Origin of the sequence: Micromonospora sp. NPDC050686 (genome assembly GCF_040654475.1) — a bacterium.
Lineage (GTDB): Bacteria > Actinomycetota > Actinomycetes > Mycobacteriales > Micromonosporaceae > Micromonospora.
The window spans coordinates 62520-78842 of the sequence record NZ_JBFAID010000027.1; the positions used below are offsets into that span (position 1 = coordinate 62520).

Genomic DNA, 16323 nt, shown 5'->3' on the forward strand with positions numbered 1-16323 from the left:
GGGGGTGCCCCGCGGCCGCTGCCGCTGCGGGTGGCCGCGCCGCTGGCGGTCGCCGCCGGGCTGGTGCTGCTGGCCGCGTTCCCCCCGTACGGGGTGTGGCCGCTGGCGCCGGTCGGGGTGGCGATGCTCGGCGCCGCCGCGCACCGCCGGCGGATGCGGGCCGGGGCCGGGCTGGGCTTCCTGACCGGGGTGGCGCTGTTCGCGCCGATGCTGGAGTGGACCAACCTGCACACCGGCTACCTGCCGTGGCTGCTGTTGTCCCTGTTGCAGGCGGGCTACCTGGCGTTGCTGGGGGCCGCCACCGGCTGGGTGTCGCCGCTGGCCGACCGGTGGCGGGCCGGCTGGCCGGTGCTGACCGGGCTGCTCTGGGTCGGGCAGGAGGCGCTGCGCGACCGCACCCCGTTCGGCGGGTTCCCGTGGGGCCGGCTGGCGTTCGGCCAGGACGGGTCGCCGCTGCTGCCGCTGGCCGCGCTGGGCGGCGCGCCGCTGGTCACCTTCGCGGTGGCGCTGCTCGGCGGGCTGCTGCTCTTCCTCGCCTGGCGGCCCTGGTCCCGACCGGCGGTGCTGGCGGCCCGGCGGCCGCTGGCGGCGGGCGTGGCCGCGGCGCTGGCGGTGCTCGGCGCCGGGCTGGCCGTGCCCACCGGCGTACGCGGCGGCGGCGACCAGGTGACGGTGGCGATCGTGCAGGGCAACGTGCCCCGGCTCGGGCTGGACTTCAACGCCCAGCGGCAGGCCGTGCTGAACAACCACGTCGAGGCCACCCTCGCGCTGGCCGCCCGGGTCGCCGCCGGCGCCGAAGCCCGCCCCGACCTGGTGGTGTGGCCGGAGAACTCCAGCGACATCGACCCGCTGCGCAACCCGGAGGCCGGCGAGCGGATCTCCGCTGCCGCCGACGCGATCGGCGCGCCGGTGCTGGTCGGGGCGGTGCTGCTGGGGCCCGGCGCCGGGCAGGTCCGCAACGCCGGCCTGCTGTGGCGCCCCGGCACCGGCCCCGACCTGGAGCAGCTGTACACCAAGCGGCACCCGGTGCCGTTCGCCGAGTACGTGCCGCTGCGCGACCTCGCCCGCATGGTCAGCTCGCAGGTCGACCGGGTGCGGATGGACTTCGTGCCCGGCGCCACCCCCGGGGTGCTGCGGGCCGGGCCGGCGGTGCTCGGCGACGTGATCTGTTTCGAGGTCGCCTACGACGGCATCGTGCGGGACACCGTCACCGGCGGCGCGCAGCTGCTGGTGGTGCAGACCAACAACGCCACCTTCGACGTGGCCGAGGCCCGCCAGCAGTTGGCGATGGTCCGGTTGCGGGCCGTCGAGCACGGTCGGGCCGCGTTGATGGCCTCCACGGTCGGGGTGTCCGGGTTCGTCGACCCCGACGGCCGGGTATCCGGGGCCACCGGGTTCAACACCGCGGCGGTGGTGGTGCGGCAGCTGCGGCTGGGCGACGGGCGTACCCCGGCCACGGTGGTGGGGGTGTGGCCGGAGGTGGCCCTGGCGGGCCTCACGGTCGCGGCCCTGCTGGGCGCGGCGGTGCTGCGCCGCCGGTCGCGGGCCTGACCCGCCGGCACGCCGGCCGGCGGGGCGAGAGCCAGGCCGGCACGCCGGCCGGCGGATGCGGAGGAGCGGTGAGCGGGGCGATCGACACGCGGGCGCCGGGTCCCGGCCATCCGGGCGTGGGCCGGGTGCTGGTGGTCATTCCGACCTACAACGAGGCGGACAACGTCACCGACGTCGTCGCCCGGGTCCGGCAGGCCGCGCCGGCGGTGGAGGTCCTCGTCGTCGACGACAACAGCCCCGACGGCACCGGGACCATCGCCGACGCCCTCGCCGACACCGACGACCAGGTACGGGTGCTGCACCGGCCGGGCAAGGAGGGGCTGGGCGCGGCCTACCTGGCCGGATTCGCGTGGGCGCGGGAACGCGGCTACGACGCGGTGGTGGAGATGGACGCCGACGGCTCGCACGCCCCGGAGGACCTGCCGGCGCTGCTGGCCGCCGCCCGCGACGCCGACGTGGTGATCGGCTCCCGGTGGACCCGCGGCGCCCGGGTGGTCAACTGGCCGCTGCGGCGGCTGCTGCTGTCCCGCTGCGGCAACCTGTACGCGCGGCTGGCGCTGGGCGTGCCGGTCAGCGACGCCACCGGCGGCTACCGGGTGTACCGGACGGCGGCGCTGGCGGCGCTGGACCTGGCGTCGGTGTGCTCGCAGGGCTACTCGTTCCAGGTGGAGCTGTCCCGGCTGGCCCACCGGGCGGGGGTGCGGATCGTCGAGGTGCCGATCACCTTCGCCGAGCGGGAACACGGGGACAGCAAGATGAGCCCGATGATCGTGGCGGAGGCGCTGTGGCGGATCACCGGTTGGGCGGTGCAGGACCGGCGGCACGTGGTACGGAACCGGCGGGCCCGCGACGCGCGGGCGCGGTGGCCGTGAGCGCGGACGTGTCATGCTTGACGTCACGGCCGTACGGCAGATGAGGTGACATGCGTCGAGGACTGAGGTACGTGCCGGTGGCGCTGCTGCTGGCGGTGATCCTGGAACTGGCGGTGTTCGTCGGGGTGGGCCGGGCGATCGGGTTCGGCTCGGCCGTGCTGCTGGTGTTCGCCGCGTCGCTGCTGGGTCTGGTGCTGCTGCGGCGGGAGGGGATGCGCGCCTGGCGCGGCTTCCGGGACTCGGTGCAGGCCGGTCAGCCCCCGGGTGAGCGGGTCACCGACGGCCTGGTCGGGCTGCTCGGCGCGCTGCTGCTGGCCGTGCCGGGCCTGTTCAGCGGCGTGGTGGGGCTGGTGTTGCTGGTGCCGCCGGTGCGGCGACTGGTGCGCGGCGGGGTGCGGCGGGTGGCCGAGCGGCGGGTGTCGTCGGTGGCGGCCGGTGACCTGTTCGGCCCACGCCGGGTGCGGGTGCGCCAGGGCGCCCCGCAACCCACCGACACCGCGCAGACCGGACAACCGGCACCGGAACCGGGCCGGGCCATCGAAGGCGAGATCGTCGAGCGCCGGCCCTGACCGCACGCGACGAACGCCCCCGGGAGTCCCTCCCGGGGGCGTTCGTCGTCGGTGTCGGTGTTCGTCAGGCGCGACCGCGGCGGGTGCGGACCTCCTGCAGCCGCTCGGCGAGGATGTCCTCCAGCTCGGCGATCGAGCGGCGCTCGAGCAGCATGTCCCAGTGGGTGCGCGGCGGCTTGGCCTTCTTCTGCTCCGGCTCGGTGCCGTCGACCAGCCGGGCGACGCTGCCGTCGAACTTGCACTCCCAGGTCGTCGGGACCTCGGCGTCGACGGCGAACGGCACCTCGAACTGGTGGCCCTTCGCGCACAGGTACTCGCGGGTCTGACGCGGCGCGAGCTCCGTGTTGCGGTCGGATTCGTAGCTGACCGCGCCCAGCCGGCTACCGCGCAGCATACGCTCGCCCATGATCGACTTCCCCTCGTCCGTGGTGCAGGTCTTCTCGGTGTAACAACGGCACGTCTCCGCCCGGGCATTCCCGCCACGCGGCGGGTGTCCGCGCCGACGGACCCCCGCAAGGGTAGCCGCCCACGCCGGTCGCCCGGCGGGGTCGTCCCCGGCCGGGCTGAAACGGTGGAGTGTTTTGCCTGCTACCGGGGATGCTAGCCGGCCACACGCGTACCGGAGGTGACGATGGCCAGTGACACGCCGGTGGATCGCCGACCGCCGGGGGGACGCACGTTCTTCGGCCATCCGCGTGCCCTGTCCACGCTGTTCCTCACCGAGATGTGGGAGCGGTTCAGCTTCTACGGCATGCGGGCCATCCTGGTGCTGTATCTCACCGCGTCCGCCGCCGACGCCGGCCTGGGCCTGCGCGAGTCCACCGCCAACGCGGTGTACGGCACGTACAACGCCATGGTGTACCTGATGGCGCTGCCCGGCGGCTGGGTCGCCGACCGCCTCCTCGGGGCCCGGCGCAGCGTGCTGTGGGGCGGCGTGGTCATCGCCTGCGGCCACTACGTGATGGCGATCCCCACCGGCTGGAGCGTCTTCGCCGGCATGACGCTGATCGTGCTCGGCACCGGCCTGCTCAAGCCCAACATCTCCACCATGGTCGGCGGCCTGTACGACCGGGACTCCCCACGCCGCGACGCCGGCTTCTCGATCTTCTACATGGGCATCAACCTGGGCGGGTTCATCGCCCCGCTGGTCTGCGGCTTCCTCGGCGAAAAGATCAACTGGCATCTGGGCTTCGGCGCCGCGGCCATCGGCATGACCTTCGGCGTGATCCAGTACGTGCTCGGCCGGCGCAACCTCGGCGACACCGGCGACCGCCCCGCCGACCCGCTGCTCGGCGCGGACCGGCGCCGCGCGCTCAACCGGCTCGCCATCGGCGTGGTGGTGCTCGTGCTCGTCCTGGCGGCCCTCGCCCTGGCCGGCCTGTTCTCCGTCAACACCGTGGTCAACCTGCTCACCGCCGCCACCGTGGTGATCACCATCGGCTACTTCGCGCGGATCCTCGCCGACCAGGAGATCAGCGGCACCGAACGCAGCCGGATGAAGGCGTACCTGTGGCTGTTCGTCTTCGCCGCCGCGTTCTGGATGATCTACGACCAGGCCGGCTCGGTGTTGAACATCTTCGCCGCGGACAAGACCGACCGGGACGTCTTCGGCTTCACCTTCCCGGCCTCCTGGCTCCAGGCGGTCAACCCGATCCTGATCATCATCGGGGCGCCGCTGGCCGCCGCGCTGTGGCTGAAGCTGGGCCACCGGGTCTCCACCCCGGTGAAGTTCGCCGTCGGCCTGGTCCTCAACGGCCTGTCGTTCGTGCTGATGGCCGCCGCCGCCAAGCTCGCCGTCGGCGGGGACCTGGTCTCCCCGTGGTGGCTGGTCGCCGTCTACGCCGTGCAGGTCGCCGGTGAGCTGTCGTTGAGCCCGGTCGGCCTGTCCGCCACCACCAAGCTGGCCCCGGTCAAGTACGCCAGCCAGATGATGGGCCTGTGGTTCCTGGCCACCGCCGTCGGCGACGCGATCGGCGGGCAGGTGGCCCGGCTCGCCGAGACCTGGGCCGCGCCGACCTACTTCCTCACCTTCGGGCTGGCCTCGGTGGTGCTGGGCCTGGCCGCGGTGATGGCCGCCCGGCACATCCGCCGGCTGATGGCCGGCATCCACTGAACCCGACCCGGCGGAACCGGGCGCGAGGTCAGTCGGTCCGGGCCGGCGCGGACAGCCGCGCCAACGCCGCGGCCAGGTCGCTGACCTGATCGGCCAGCTGCCCGGCCCGTCGCGCGGCGGCGTCCCGGTCCGCCTCAGCGGCGCGCAGCCGTACCTCCAGCTCGGCCAGGCGGGCCGTCACGGCGGCGCCGGTGCGGCGCGCCTCGGCCAGGTCGGCGGCGAGCGCCTCCCGCTGCGCCGCGGCGGCGGCGGCCTCCTCGCGGGCCCGGGCCGTCACCACGGCGGCCTCCTCCCGGGCCGCCCGCGCGGCGTCGCGGGCCAGGTCCCCGTCGCGCCGCGCCGTCTCGGCCGCCGCGTCGGCCTGCCGGGCCCGCCGGGTGGCGGCCTCGGCCTCGGTACGCGCCCGGCCGGCCTCCTCGACCGTCCGCTCCACCCGGGCCCCGGCCTCCGCCGCCGCGGCGGTGGCCCGCTGGGCGTCCGCCCGGGCCGCGTCGCGTTCCACGGCCAGGTCGGCGGCCCGCTGCCGGTCGGCGTCCCGCTCGGCGCGCAGCGTCCGCAGCTCGTGGCGGGCGGCGTCGCGGTCCCGTTCGGCCTGCACCCGCAACGCCTCGGCGGCGCCCGCGTCGCGGCGGGCCGCGTCCCGGTCGGCGACCGCCTGCTCGGCCTGCCGCCGCGCCTGCTCGGCACGGGCGTCGGCCGCGTCGGCCCGCTCGACGGCCGCATCCCGCTCGGCCGTCGCGTCCCGGGCCTCCTGCCGGGCCCGGGCCGCCTGCGCGGTGGCCGTCTCGGCGTCGCCGCGGGCCTCGTCGCGGTCGGTGTGCGCCTGCGCCACCTGCGCGGCCGCCTCCGCGCGCAGGTGGGCGAGCTGCCGCTCCACCCCGACCGGGGACAGTTCGGCGTGCAGCGCCTCGGTCAGGCTCGCCACGACCTGGTCGAGCCGGTCCACCGCCTCCCAGGTGCGGGCCACCTGGCCGGGCAGGCCCGGCGCGTTGCGGTGGCGCATCCGGGTGTTGCGCGAGGCCCGCTGGCACGCCCCGTCGTTGTCCCGGCAGTAGCGGAACGGCCGGCCCGCGCCGGCCCGCTGCGGCACCGGCCGTCCACAGTGCGCGCAGGGTCGGGTCTCGGCGTCGGGGGTGGTGTCGGCGTCCATCGAGGCGGAAGTCTAGTGCCGGGCCGCGGCCTCGGCGGCGGCCGGCCGGCCGGCGGTGCGGGCCGTCGCGTCCAGCGTGTAGCGGCGTTGCAGCAGCAGCGCCACCAGCATCGTCGCCGCCGGCAGCAGGCCGAAACCCCACCGGATGGCGGCCAGCGCCGAGTCGGGCTGTGCGACGCTCTGGCCGGCGGTGGAGGCGACGAAACCGCCGGCGGTGAGGCAGAGCGCGTACGCCCACGGGCCCAGCGCCGCGCCCGTGGCCTCGGTGGCCGTCCACACCCCGGTGTAGGTGCCGGCGGCGCCGCTGCCGGCGCGGATCACGTCCGGCACCATCGCGAACGGCAGCAGTTGCATGCCGGCGAAGGCGACGCCGAGCACCGCCACCGCCGCCACCAGCACCGGCAGCCCGGCCGGCCGGCCCACCGCCAGCACCAGCGAGCCGGCCGCGAAGGCGCCCTGCGCGGCCAGCAACGACCGCTGCTTGCCGACCCGCCGGGCCACCGCCAGCCAGCCGGGGGTGACCAGCAGGGCGGGGGCGACGAAGGCCGCCACCAGCACCGTGGTCAGTCCGGGGCGGCCCAGCTCGTACTCGGCGTAGTAGGGCACCCCGGCCAGCACCAGGTGGGTGGTGGTGGACATGGCCAGGTAGGCGGCGACCAGCGGACGGAACTGCCGGTCGCGCAGGGCCGCGGCGAGGGCCCGCCAACCGCCGCCGTGCCCGGCCGCCGGCGCGGCCGCGGCCCGCCGCAGCCGACCGATCCCGGCGACCCCGACCAGCATGGTGACCAGCATTCCGGCGGCCAGCAGGACGCCCATCCGCCGGTAGCCGTCCCGGTCGGCCGCGTCCCCGCCGGCCAGCAGCGGCGCCAGCAGCCCGGAGGCGAGGATGCCCAGGGTCAGCACCACCATCCGGAAGGCCATCAGCCGGGTCCGCTCGTGGTAGCCGATCCGCAGGTCGGCCGGGGTGGCCAGGTACGGGACCTGGTAGGCGGCGAAGAGCAGGTTGCCGGCGACGAAGGCGACGGCCGCCCAGCCGGCCGCGGCCGCGCCGGTGAGCCCGCCCGGCACCGCGAACAGCGTGGCGAAGGCCAGCGGCAGCGCGCAGCCGAGCAGCAGCAGGCGCCGCCGGTCACCCCGGCGGGACTGCTCCACGTCGCAGCGGTGCCCGATCCACGGGTGCAGCAGCACGTCGGCGACCTTGGGCAGCAGCAGCGCCAGGCCGGCCAGCCAGGGGGTCACGGCCAGCACGTCGGTGAGGAAGTACAGCAGCAGCAGGCCGGGCACGGTCACCCAGACGCCCATGCCGAGCGACCCGGCGGCGAAGCCGAGCAGCGGCCCCCGGGGCAGGGTCTGCGGCCGTGGGTCGGACCCGGTCATCGCCGCCTCCTTTTCGGGCACGCCGCCCGCCAATCCAACGGTTGCTGGATTGTAGGGGCAGAATGGCGGCCATGACCATGCCCCGACGGCGCCCCGGCCGGCCCCGCCGCGACGAGAGCCGACCCACCCGGGAGGTGGTGCTGGCCGCGGCGACCGCGCTGTTCGCCCGCCGCGGCTTCGACGCCGTCTCGCTGCGGGAGGTCGCCACGGCCGCCGGGGTCGACGTGGCCACGGTCGCCCACCACACGGGTACGAAGGCGAAGCTCTACGACGCCTGCTTCGCCCGGGTGTTCGCCGCCGAGCGGGTGGCCCTGGAAGCGGCGGCCGGGCGGGCCCGCGCCGCCCTCGACGCCGGGCCGGTCGCCGCGCGGGGCGCCCTGCACGACTTGGTGGACGTGTTCGTGGACTTCCTGGAGGACCGGCCGGAGACCACCGCGTTGTGGCTGCGCCGCTGGCTGGAGCCGCAGCGGCACGCCGACCTGGACGAGCGGTACGCCGCCCCGCTGTACCGGCTGGTCGCCGACCTGCTCGACGCCGCCGCCGCGGCCGGCGCGCTGGTCGAGCCGACGCCGTACGTGACGGTGCGCAGCCTGGTCTGGGCGGTGCACGGGCACGTGGTGGCGCTCGCCGCCGGCGTCGGGTCGCCGGCCCGCCAGCGCCGGGAGTTCCGGGCCTTCCTGCACCGCCTGCTCGACGGGCTGTACGGGCCGGCCGGCCCTTGACGCGCCGCCCGCCACCGGCCATTATCCGACAAGCGTTGGATTAACTCGGGGGAGCGGTGACGGTGGAACGGCCGACGGCGGCGGTGATCGGCGCGGGCGCGGCCGGGCTGGCCGCGTGCAAGGCCCTCGGCGACGCGGGCGTCGACGCGGTCTGCTTCGAGTCCGGCGACACCGTCGGCGGGCTGTGGGTCTACGGCTCGGCCGGCTCGCCGGCGTACCGGACGCTGCACCTGAACACCAGCAAGGGGCGCACCGAGTTCGCCGACCACCCGATGCCGGCGCACTGGCCCGACTACCCCGACCACGTCCGGGTCGCCGGGTGGCTCGCCGACTACGCCGACCGGTTCGGGCTGCGCCCGGCGGTGCGGCTGCGGCACACCGTCGACCACGTCGCCCCGACCGGCGACGGCCGGTGGACGGTGCGCGCCACCGGGCCCGACGGGCCGGTCGAGGTCACCGTCGCGGCCGTGGTCGTGGCCTCCGGCCACAACCGGGTGCCGAAACCGCCGGGCGACGTGCCCGGCCGGTGCGCCGCCGAGCAGCTGCACAGCCACGCCTACCGGGGGCCCGAGCAACTCGCCGGGCGCCGGGTGCTGGTGGTCGGCGGTGGCAACTCCGCGATGGACATCGCCGTCGACTCCTCGTACGCGGCCAGCCGGACTCTGCTGTCGCTGCGCCGCGGCGTCTGGATCGTGCCCAAGTACCTGCTCGGCCGGCCGTCGGACACCCTCAACGGGGCCCTCGCCCGCCGGCTGCCCTGGCGGCTTCGCCAGCGGATCAGCCAGCGGATGCTCACCACCACCGTCGGCCCGCCCACCCGGTACGGGCTGCCCGCCCCGGCGCACGGCTTCCTCCAGGACCACCCGACCCTCTCCGACGGGCTGCTGACCCGGCTCACCCACGGCGAGATCGAGGCCCGCCCCGGCATCGCCGGCTTCGACGGCCACCGGGTCACCTTCACCGACGGGCGCAGCGACGACGTCGACCTGGTGGTCTGGTGCACCGGATACCGCGTCGAGCTGCCGTTTCTCGATCCGGCGCTGCTCGGCGACACCCCGGAGGCCCTGCCGCTGTACCGGCACGTCTTCCACCCCGACCTGCCCGGGTTGGCCCTGATCGGGTTGATGCAGTCCACCGGCGCGGCGTTCCCCCTGTTCGAGGCGCAGGCCCGGCTGGTCGCCGCGTACCTCGCCGGCCGGTACGCGCTGCCCGAGCCGGCCGCCCAGCACGCCGACATCCGCGCCGAGCGGCGCGCCGCCACCGCGCGCTGGGGGCAGCGCCGCCCGGCCATGCGGGTCGACTTCGACGCGTACCTCGCCCAGCTCGCCCGGGAGTTGACCGCCGGCACCCGGCGGGCCGCCCGGGGGCGGGGCGTGACCTTCCCGGCGGGCCGGCCGTGACCGCGCCACGGGGCGGCCTGGCCGGCCGGCGGGTGCTGGTCACCGGCGCCCGGGGCACCTTCGGCCGGGAGCTCTGCGCCGCGCTGCTGGCCGCCGGCGCGCGGGTCGTCGGGCTGGACCGGCACCCGGGCACCGCCGCCGGGGCGCCGGTGGTCGGCGGCGACCTGACCGACCCCGCCGCGGTCGGCCCCGCCGTCCGCGCCGCGGTGGACCGGCTCGGCGGGCTGGACCTGCTGGTCAACAACGCCGGAGTGGGCGGCCCCGCCCCGGCCGAGCTGCCGCCCGACGAGGTGGTCCGCCAACAGCTCGAGGTGAACCTGCTCGGCGCCTGGCGGGTCACCGCAGCGGCCCTGCCCGACCTGGTCCCCGCCCGCGGCCGGGTGATCTTCGTGGCCAGCCGGATGGCCCTGCTGCCGCTGCCCCTCGCCGCCGCGTACGGGGTGAGCAAGCGGGCGCTGGTGGCCTACGCCGACGCGCTGCGCCACGAGGTCGGCAGCCACGTCGGCGTCAGCGTCGTCTACCCGAGCATGGTCGCCTCGCCGATCCACGACAGCACGGCCGAGGCCGGGCTGTCGCTGCAGGGGGTGTCCCGGCTGGAGCCGGTGTCCGGCGTGGTCGCGGCCACCCTGCGCGCCGCCGCCGCCCGGCGGGCGCCCCGGGACGTGGCCACCACCCGGCGGGGACGGCTGGAGATGGCGCTGGCCCGGCACGCCCCGGCGCTGGCCGACCGGCTCGTGCGGCGTACCGTAGCCGCCCGGATCGCCGCCGGTGACCTCGACGCCGCCCCGCTGGCGGCGGGCATGGTGCGCCGGCACCGTGGCCTGGTCGGATAACATCCGTCGATGCCTGTCTCCCCGTACGTCGCCACGCTGCGCGCCCACGTCGGGCACGACCTGCTCCTGCTGCCCGGGGTCAGCGGGGTGGTCCGGGACGCCGCCGGGCGGGTGCTGCTGGTGCGCCGCGGTGACAACGGCCGCTGGTCGGTGCCGGCGGGGACGATCGACCCGGGGGAGCAGCCGGCCGACGCCCTGCTGCGCGAGGTGTTCGAGGAGACCGGCGTCAGGGTGGAGATCGAGCGGGTCGGTGGGGTGGCCACCCACCCCGTCGTCTACCCCAACGGGGATGTCTGCGAGTACCTCAACGTGTGGTTCCGCTGCCGCCCGGTCGGTGGCAGCCCGACCGCCGACGGCGACGAGTCACTGGAGGTCGGCTGGTTCGCCCCGGACGCCCTGCCCGACCTGGACGACTGGTCCCGGCTGCGGCTCGACACCACCGCCGCCGAGGACGCCCCCACCTGGCACGCCGCGCCCGGCGAGAAACACCCAGCGCTGCGGCAACCCGACGCGCTCTGACAGGGCGTTCGGGATGTGCCCTTTCGCACGCCCATCCGAGAGTCTCGTCGCGCCTTGACCGCCCTACCACCGCGCCATAGCCTGCACCCGACGATCTTCGAGGCATCCGGCCTCAGATCGCCGAAGTTCGGGGGCGAACATGCGATTTGGCAGACGTCTGTCCATCGTGTCCACGGCCATCCTCGGCATCCTGGTCCTGTCCGGACAACCAGCCCAGGCGGCCTACTACAACACCTACACCACCCTGGCCACCTTGCCCGACACGAGCGGCGCCACCGGGGTGCAGGGCTTCGCCGCCGGAGCCACCTACCTCTATTCGGTCAAGGCCCGCACGGCCAACGACCTCTCCGCCATCTACCGTGTCCACAAGACCACCGGTGCGCGAGTGCAGATGACGAACGGCACCAACAACACGACGACCAACACCTGGCTCGGGCACGGGAACGACATGACGATCGTCGACATCGATGGACAGCATCACATGTTCATCGTCACGATGAATGACACCGGCGCCCAGCTCGTGAAGCTTCGCTACGAGGGCACCACCTACTACTTCGTCGGGTCATACCAGGTGCGTTTCGACGGGGCCCCGTTGACGGTGTCCGGTATCAACCGGGTCTCGGTCACCAGCAGCACGATCACCTTCATGTTCAAAAAGGGCAGGACTATCTACAACGGCAGCCTGCCGCTGCGCGCGAACTCCGGGACCATCGACCTGACCAAGGCGTTCACCCTGCAGGTCGAGGGTGCGCTCGTCAACGGCGCCGTGGTGCCGGACCTGGCGGACTTCACCAACCAGGGGTTCTTCTACGACGAGAACAGGCAGGTCCTCTACAACCCGCTGACCAAGGAGAACCGCAGCATCGTGCTTGTCTACCGGAACGTGTCGCCGGCGACGACAGGGACCGCGCCCGCAGCCACTGACCTCTCCTTCCGCATCACCTCCTCGGCGTATCCGGTCAAGTTCGAGATCGAAGGCGTGGGGCTCAGCGACGGCAAGCTGTACTTCAACACCAACCGACAGAGCTCCAGCGGAACCTCCGACGGGGTCCACGTGTTCGACGGTTACGTCGCGTCCTAGCGCACTCAGTGTTGATCGGGGCCGCAGCGGCGATCGGCCAGCGTGCGGCGGCCGGTCAGCCGGCCGCCACCGCCGCGCGGGAACGGTCGGCCGCGATGCGTACGGCCAGCCCGGCCAGCACGCTGCCCATCACGTACCGCTGGACCCGCGCCCAGGCCGGCCGGCGGGTCAGGAACGCCGACACCGAGCCGGCGGACAGGACGATCAGCGCGTTCACGGTCAGCGCGACGACGATCTGGGTCAACCCCAGCAGCAGGCTCTGCGCCGCCACGTGCCCGCGCGCCGGGTCGACGAACTGCGGCAGCAGCGACACGTACAGGATGGCGATCTTCGGGTTGAGCAGGTTGGTCACGAGGCCCATGGTGAACAGCCGCCGCGGCCGGTCCGGCGGCAACGGCGCCGGGGTGAAGGCGGACTGCCCGCCCGGACGCACCGTGCGCCAGGCCAGCCACAGCAGGTACCCCGCCCCGGCCAGCTTCACCGCCGTGTACAGCGGCGGGACCAGCACGAACACCGTGGCGATCCCGGCGGTCGCCGCGGCCAGGTAGACCAGGAAACCGGCGGCCACCCCGAGCAGCGACACCAACCCCGCCCGCCGGCCCTGGGTGACCGACCGGGACACCAGGTACACCATGTTCGGGCCGGGCGTCAGCACCAGCCCCAACGCCACCAGCGCGATCCCCGCCACCGCCGCGACCGTGACCATTTGACCTCCCCGTACCGCCCTGGGTCGGACCCTACGCCCCGCCGCGCGCGTCGTCGGTGACGGCGCTCACGTCGGCGCGCCCGGCAATGCGGGGTCGCCAGGAGCGGCCGGGACGGGCGACACTGACCCGGTGCCGATCGTGTTGCGGGCCGCACCGACCTCGGTCGCGCCCGGGCTGCTGCTGCGACCCTGGCGCGACGGCGACCGGGACGCGCTGCTGGACGCGTACCGGGACCCGGTGCTGCGCAGCTGGACCTCCTACCCGGTGACCACGCCCGCGCAGGCCCGGGCGTTCCTGCACCGCAGCCGGCAGGGCTGGGCGGCCGGCCGCCGGTTCAGCTTCGCCGTGCTGGAGCCGGGCGCCGACGGGGAACGGCTGGTGGCGAACGTGGTCCTCAAGGAGGTCATCCCCGGCCGGCCGTACGCGGAGGTGGGCTACTGGACGGCGGCCCCGGCCCGGGGCCGGGCGGTGGCGCCGCGCGCGGTCGACGCGGTCAGCGCCTGGGCCTTCGCCCGCTTCGCCGCCGGTGGGCTGACCCGCCTGGAGCTGCTGCACCAGATCGACAACCCGGCCTCCTGCCGGGTGGCCGAGAAGAGCGGATACGTCTTCGCGGAGGTGCTGCCCGCCCGGCCACCGTTCCCCCGCGACGGGCACCGGCACGTCCGCCGGGGCGGCTGAGCCGCGGCGGACGTGCCCGGCTATCCCTCCCGCGCCGCGCCCAGCAGGCGCAGCAGCAGTCGTGGCTCACCGGGCCAGGCGGCGAGCAGCACCTCGCGGGGCACCTGCCGGCCCGCGTAGCGCAGCGCGAGGGCCACCACCACGATGTCGTCGAGCGGGCCGATCACCGGCAGGAACTCGGGGATCAGGTCGATCGGGCTGGCCAGCCAGAGCCCGGCGAACACGATCGCCACCTTCGCCCGGCGCGGCACCCGCGGGTCCTTGCGCAGCCGGCGGACCGCGGTCAGACAGTCGGGGATGAACGCGGCCAGGTCACGCAGCACGCCCGGTGGCAGCCGCCGGGCCAGCAGCACCAGCAGCGCCCAGCTCGCGAGCAGGCAGGCCACGGCCACCGCCAGGCCGATCAACCAGTCGCGCAACGACGTCCTCCTCGTCGGGTCCTGCGGGCAATGTACGCCCCGACGTGCCCGGCCCGGGGAATGCCGGTCGCCGCGCGGACGCTGAACCGTGCCGGGCCGGGGCGGATACGGTGGATCGCAGGAGGTGACGGGGTGACCAACAGCTGGGAGGCCGCCGTCGAGGCGCAGATCCGCTCGGCGCAGGAGCGCGGCGAGTTCGACAACCTGCCCGGCATGGGCAAGCCGATCCCGGGCCGGAACGAGCCGTACGACGAGGCCTGGTGGATCAAGAGCTTCCTGGAGCGGGAGAAACTCCCCACCGACCTGCTGCTGCCCACCCCGCTGCAACTGCGCCGGAAGATCGAGCAGCTCCCCGACGAGGTGCGTGACCTGCCCACCGAGGAGTCGGTGCGGGCGTTCGTCGCGGACCTGAACCGGCAGGTCGTCGACTGGCTGCGTACCCCGACGGGGCCCCGGGTGGTGGTCCGCCCGGTCAACGTCGACGCCGTGGTGCGGCGCTGGCACGCGCAGCGGCGGCAGGCGGGGGTTCCCCCGGTGACCGCCGTCGCGGCCCCCACCCCGCCGGCCCGGCCCCGCCGGTGGTGGCGGCTGCCGTGGCGCCGCGCCGACCGGTAACGCGGGGACCGGGCCCGACGGCTGCTCAGCCGGTCGGCGCCGTCACCGACCACCGGCGGGCCCGCGCCGCCGCGGCCAGGAACGCGGCGAGGACAAGGGCCACCTCGATGCCGATCGCCAGCGGGGTGAGCGGGTAGTCCAGCGCCCTGGCGAACCCGACCGCGGCGGCCGTCCCGGCGGCGAGAGCGGGCGGCAGGAGCAGCGCCATCCGGTTCGCGGTGTGCCGGATCCGGGGCACGCCGCGCAGCGCGACGCGCAGGGCGAGGACCACGCCGGCGACGACGAACGCCGCGACGCCGCCGTAGAAGACGCCGCCGGCGAGCCACACCGGCACGTGTGCCTCCCGTGGCAGGTCGAACGCCGCCACGAACAGTTCGTGCAGGACGGTGGCCACGACGAAGCCCACGATGAGGGAGACCACCGCGCCTGCCGTGGCGACGCCGAGCACCTGGCCGTACCGGGGCGGGATCCGGTCGACGCCGGCCTCCTCGGCGATCCGCTGGGCGAACTCGGCCGGATCGCCGCCGAGGAGTTCGGTCGGATCGAGCCCGTCGTCGGCGGCGGCGTCGAGTTCGGCGCGCAGGTCGGCGGCGAGACCCTCGCGGTCGCGGCGGTGGATGCCGAGAGCGCGCCACTCCCGGTCTGCGGCGGCGAGGAGGCCGTCAACGGCCGACGTCGACGTGCTCATGGTCGTCTCCTGGGTTCGGTGGACGGGTGGCGAGGGTCGCGTTCACGACGCCGGCGAACTGGGTCCACTGTTCGCGCCAGGCGTGCAGCCGTGCCTGGCCGGCGTCGGTGAGGCGGTAGACCTTGCGGGGCGGGCCGCTGGGACTGGGCTGCAGCGCGTTGGCCACGAGCCCGGAGCGGTGCAGCCGGGTGATCAGCGGATAGACGGTGCCGTAGCTGACCGCGCCGAAGCCGGCGCCGTCGAGCCGGCGCACGAGCTCGTAGCCGTGCGCCGGCTCGACGGCGAGCAGCGCCAACAGGCACATGTCCAGGCAGCCGCGCAGCAGTTGGGCCTGCCGCTCGCCCCCGTCGTCCGAACCACCGGCCACTATCATGCGTCACATAATACGGCCGGTATTATGCGCCGTCTAGTAGCAGGACCGGACCTGAGGCGGACGATCACATCCCGCCGCTGCGAGCGCCCCGGCCGCCCGATTCGCTCGCGCGGTGTGGTGCGGGCCCTGTCCTGGCAGCTGGCGTTCGTCCCCTTCCACCCGGTCACCCTGTCGACGGCGAGCGAACCCCGTTGCCGCCGGCGTCCACCTCGGTGGGTGTCGCTGCTCAGCGCATCCGGTAGCGCTGGCGACGTGCCGGAAACCCGTTGAGCCCTCCGTTCGCGTTCCCGTAGGTTGCCGGCAGCCCGTCACCGTGAGGACAGAGGACAAACCACGTGACCCCGCCTGCTCTCTAGACCTGACACCTTCTTCCGCTCATCGACAGCCGACGGTCCCGTCGGCTGTGCCGGGCTGCCCATGGCCGTCCGGCACGCAGCGTCTGAGGTCGCGCTCATCGGCCTCGTGTCAGGTCCAGAGAGATCAGGTCTCGAGAGATCATGTCTTCACCACCTCATATCGTGCTGCCCTGGGTCCTTCGTCGGACCAGGCTCAGCGATTTGATTAGTAATCCCTAGTGGACATACGCTGGTTGGGTGGAACTTCTTCGGCTGGCCAGGGCGGCGAAGCGTTTGGGTGTTCATCCGGTGACGCTTCGT

18 protein-coding genes are annotated in these 16323 nt (G+C 74.9%); 11 read left to right on the plus strand and 7 right to left on the minus strand.

Translation table 11 applies throughout. From position 1 onward, the window contains the following. The first annotated feature begins 18 nt into the window (after positions 1-18). From lnt to AB0H57_RS18770, 3 genes are all read left to right on the plus strand, one after another. Positions 19-1551: an apolipoprotein N-acyltransferase gene (gene lnt, locus AB0H57_RS18760; RefSeq protein ID WP_357508056.1), complete on the plus strand. Its 1533-nt coding sequence runs from the start codon at positions 19-21 to the stop codon at positions 1549-1551. 68 nt (positions 1552-1619) lie between these two features. Then, the gene (locus AB0H57_RS18765) at positions 1620-2423 is read left to right on the plus strand and encodes a polyprenol monophosphomannose synthase (protein WP_357508020.1); all 804 of its coding nucleotides are present in this window, start codon (positions 1620-1622) and stop codon (positions 2421-2423) included. 50 nt (positions 2424-2473) lie between these two features. Continuing rightward, a complete protein-coding gene (locus tag AB0H57_RS18770; protein WP_357508022.1) occupies positions 2474-2992 on the plus strand; it encodes an FxsA family protein in 519 nt (172 codons plus the stop codon). Positions 2993-3056: 64 nt separating this feature from the next. Here the strand turns inward: AB0H57_RS18770 and AB0H57_RS18775 are convergent, their stop codons facing one another. After that, positions 3057-3398: an RNA polymerase-binding protein RbpA gene (locus AB0H57_RS18775; protein WP_007070998.1), complete on the minus strand. Its 342-nt coding sequence runs from the start codon at positions 3396-3398 to the stop codon at positions 3057-3059. A gap of 225 nt (positions 3399-3623) precedes the next feature. On the opposite strand from AB0H57_RS18775, the gene AB0H57_RS18780 reads away from it, so the two are divergent. Next, positions 3624-5105, plus strand: a complete 1482-nt coding sequence (locus AB0H57_RS18780; protein ID WP_357508024.1) for a peptide MFS transporter — start codon at positions 3624-3626, stop codon at positions 5103-5105. A gap of 28 nt (positions 5106-5133) precedes the next feature. On the opposite strand, the gene AB0H57_RS18785 is transcribed toward AB0H57_RS18780, so the two are convergent. Continuing rightward, positions 5134-6255 carry a hypothetical protein gene (locus tag AB0H57_RS18785; RefSeq protein ID WP_357508026.1) on the minus strand — a complete coding sequence of 374 codons (1122 nt, stop codon included), beginning with the start codon at positions 6253-6255 and terminating at the stop codon, positions 5134-5136. A gap of 12 nt (positions 6256-6267) precedes the next feature. Then, positions 6268-7632: an MFS transporter gene (locus AB0H57_RS18790; protein ID WP_357508028.1), complete on the minus strand. Its 1365-nt coding sequence runs from the start codon at positions 7630-7632 to the stop codon at positions 6268-6270. 71 nt (positions 7633-7703) lie between these two features. On the opposite strand from AB0H57_RS18790, the gene AB0H57_RS18795 reads away from it, so the two are divergent. The 5 genes from AB0H57_RS18795 to AB0H57_RS18815 all read left to right on the plus strand — a co-directional run bounded on the left by AB0H57_RS18795 (position 7704) and on the right by AB0H57_RS18815 (position 12187). Beyond that, positions 7704-8354, plus strand: coding sequence for a helix-turn-helix domain-containing protein (locus tag AB0H57_RS18795; protein ID WP_357508030.1), 651 nt, complete (start codon positions 7704-7706; stop codon positions 8352-8354). A 62-nt stretch (positions 8355-8416) separates the two neighbouring features. Next, positions 8417-9754, plus strand: a complete 1338-nt coding sequence (locus AB0H57_RS18800) for an NAD(P)-binding domain-containing protein (protein ID WP_357508032.1) — start codon at positions 8417-8419, stop codon at positions 9752-9754. Next, entirely contained in the window at positions 9751-10587 is an 837-nt protein-coding gene (locus tag AB0H57_RS18805; protein WP_357508034.1) for an SDR family NAD(P)-dependent oxidoreductase, read from the plus strand. The genes AB0H57_RS18800 and AB0H57_RS18805 overlap by 4 nt, the downstream gene beginning before the upstream one ends. Positions 10588-10596: 9 nt before the next feature. Then, positions 10597-11106: an NUDIX domain-containing protein gene (locus tag AB0H57_RS18810; protein WP_357508036.1), complete on the plus strand. Its 510-nt coding sequence runs from the start codon at positions 10597-10599 to the stop codon at positions 11104-11106. 166 nt (positions 11107-11272) lie between these two features. After that, a complete protein-coding gene (locus AB0H57_RS18815) occupies positions 11273-12187 on the plus strand; it encodes a hypothetical protein (RefSeq protein WP_357508038.1) in 915 nt (304 codons plus the stop codon). A 55-nt stretch (positions 12188-12242) separates the two neighbouring features. Here AB0H57_RS18815 and AB0H57_RS18820 read toward each other — a convergent pair whose 3' ends face one another. Further along, positions 12243-12893, minus strand: a complete 651-nt coding sequence (locus tag AB0H57_RS18820; RefSeq protein WP_357508040.1) for a LysE family translocator — start codon at positions 12891-12893, stop codon at positions 12243-12245. A gap of 130 nt (positions 12894-13023) precedes the next feature. On the opposite strand from AB0H57_RS18820, the gene AB0H57_RS18825 reads away from it, so the two are divergent. Then, positions 13024-13572 (plus strand): GNAT family N-acetyltransferase, encoded by a 549-nt coding sequence (locus AB0H57_RS18825; RefSeq protein WP_357508042.1) that lies wholly within the window; start codon positions 13024-13026, stop codon positions 13570-13572. A gap of 20 nt (positions 13573-13592) precedes the next feature. Here the strand turns inward: AB0H57_RS18825 and AB0H57_RS18830 are convergent, their stop codons facing one another. Then, the gene (locus AB0H57_RS18830; protein ID WP_357508044.1) at positions 13593-13991 is read right to left on the minus strand and encodes a DUF1232 domain-containing protein; all 399 of its coding nucleotides are present in this window, start codon (positions 13989-13991) and stop codon (positions 13593-13595) included. Positions 13992-14123: 132 nt separating this feature from the next. Here AB0H57_RS18830 and AB0H57_RS18835 point away from each other — a divergent pair, with 132 nt between their 5' ends. Then, a complete protein-coding gene (locus tag AB0H57_RS18835) occupies positions 14124-14606 on the plus strand; it encodes a DUF1992 domain-containing protein (RefSeq protein ID WP_357508046.1) in 483 nt (160 codons plus the stop codon). Between the two features lie 25 nt (positions 14607-14631). Here AB0H57_RS18835 and AB0H57_RS18840 read toward each other — a convergent pair whose 3' ends face one another. Continuing rightward, positions 14632-15294 (minus strand): hypothetical protein, encoded by a 663-nt coding sequence (locus AB0H57_RS18840; protein WP_357508048.1) that lies wholly within the window; start codon positions 15292-15294, stop codon positions 14632-14634. Continuing rightward, positions 15269-15667 carry a PadR family transcriptional regulator gene (locus AB0H57_RS18845; protein ID WP_357508050.1) on the minus strand — a complete coding sequence of 133 codons (399 nt, stop codon included), beginning with the start codon at positions 15665-15667 and terminating at the stop codon, positions 15269-15271. The genes AB0H57_RS18840 and AB0H57_RS18845 overlap by 26 nt, the downstream gene beginning before the upstream one ends. Positions 15668-16323 lie beyond the last annotated feature (656 nt).

Bases quoted from the DNA above. Each gene is read 5' to 3' on its own strand.
- AB0H57_RS18770 (WP_357508022.1), top strand. From the start codon at position 2,474: ATGCGTCGAGGACTGAGGTACGTGCCGGTGGCGCTGCTGCTGGCGGTG.
- AB0H57_RS18775 (WP_007070998.1), bottom strand. From the start codon at position 3,398: ATGGGCGAGCGTATGCTGCGCGGTAGCCGGCTGGGCGCGGTCAGCTAC.
- AB0H57_RS18780 (WP_357508024.1), top strand. From the start codon at position 3,624: ATGGCCAGTGACACGCCGGTGGATCGCCGACCGCCGGGGGGACGCACG.
- AB0H57_RS18785 (WP_357508026.1), bottom strand. From the start codon at position 6,255: ATGGACGCCGACACCACCCCCGACGCCGAGACCCGACCCTGCGCGCAC.
- AB0H57_RS18790 (WP_357508028.1), bottom strand. From the start codon at position 7,632: ATGACCGGGTCCGACCCACGGCCGCAGACCCTGCCCCGGGGGCCGCTG.
- AB0H57_RS18795 (WP_357508030.1), top strand. From the start codon at position 7,704: ATGACCATGCCCCGACGGCGCCCCGGCCGGCCCCGCCGCGACGAGAGC.
- AB0H57_RS18810 (WP_357508036.1), top strand. From the start codon at position 10,597: ATGCCTGTCTCCCCGTACGTCGCCACGCTGCGCGCCCACGTCGGGCAC.
- AB0H57_RS18820 (WP_357508040.1), bottom strand. From the start codon at position 12,893: ATGGTCACGGTCGCGGCGGTGGCGGGGATCGCGCTGGTGGCGTTGGGG.
- AB0H57_RS18840 (WP_357508048.1), bottom strand. From the start codon at position 15,294: ATGAGCACGTCGACGTCGGCCGTTGACGGCCTCCTCGCCGCCGCAGAC.
- AB0H57_RS18845 (WP_357508050.1), bottom strand. From the start codon at position 15,667: ATGATAGTGGCCGGTGGTTCGGACGACGGGGGCGAGCGGCAGGCCCAA.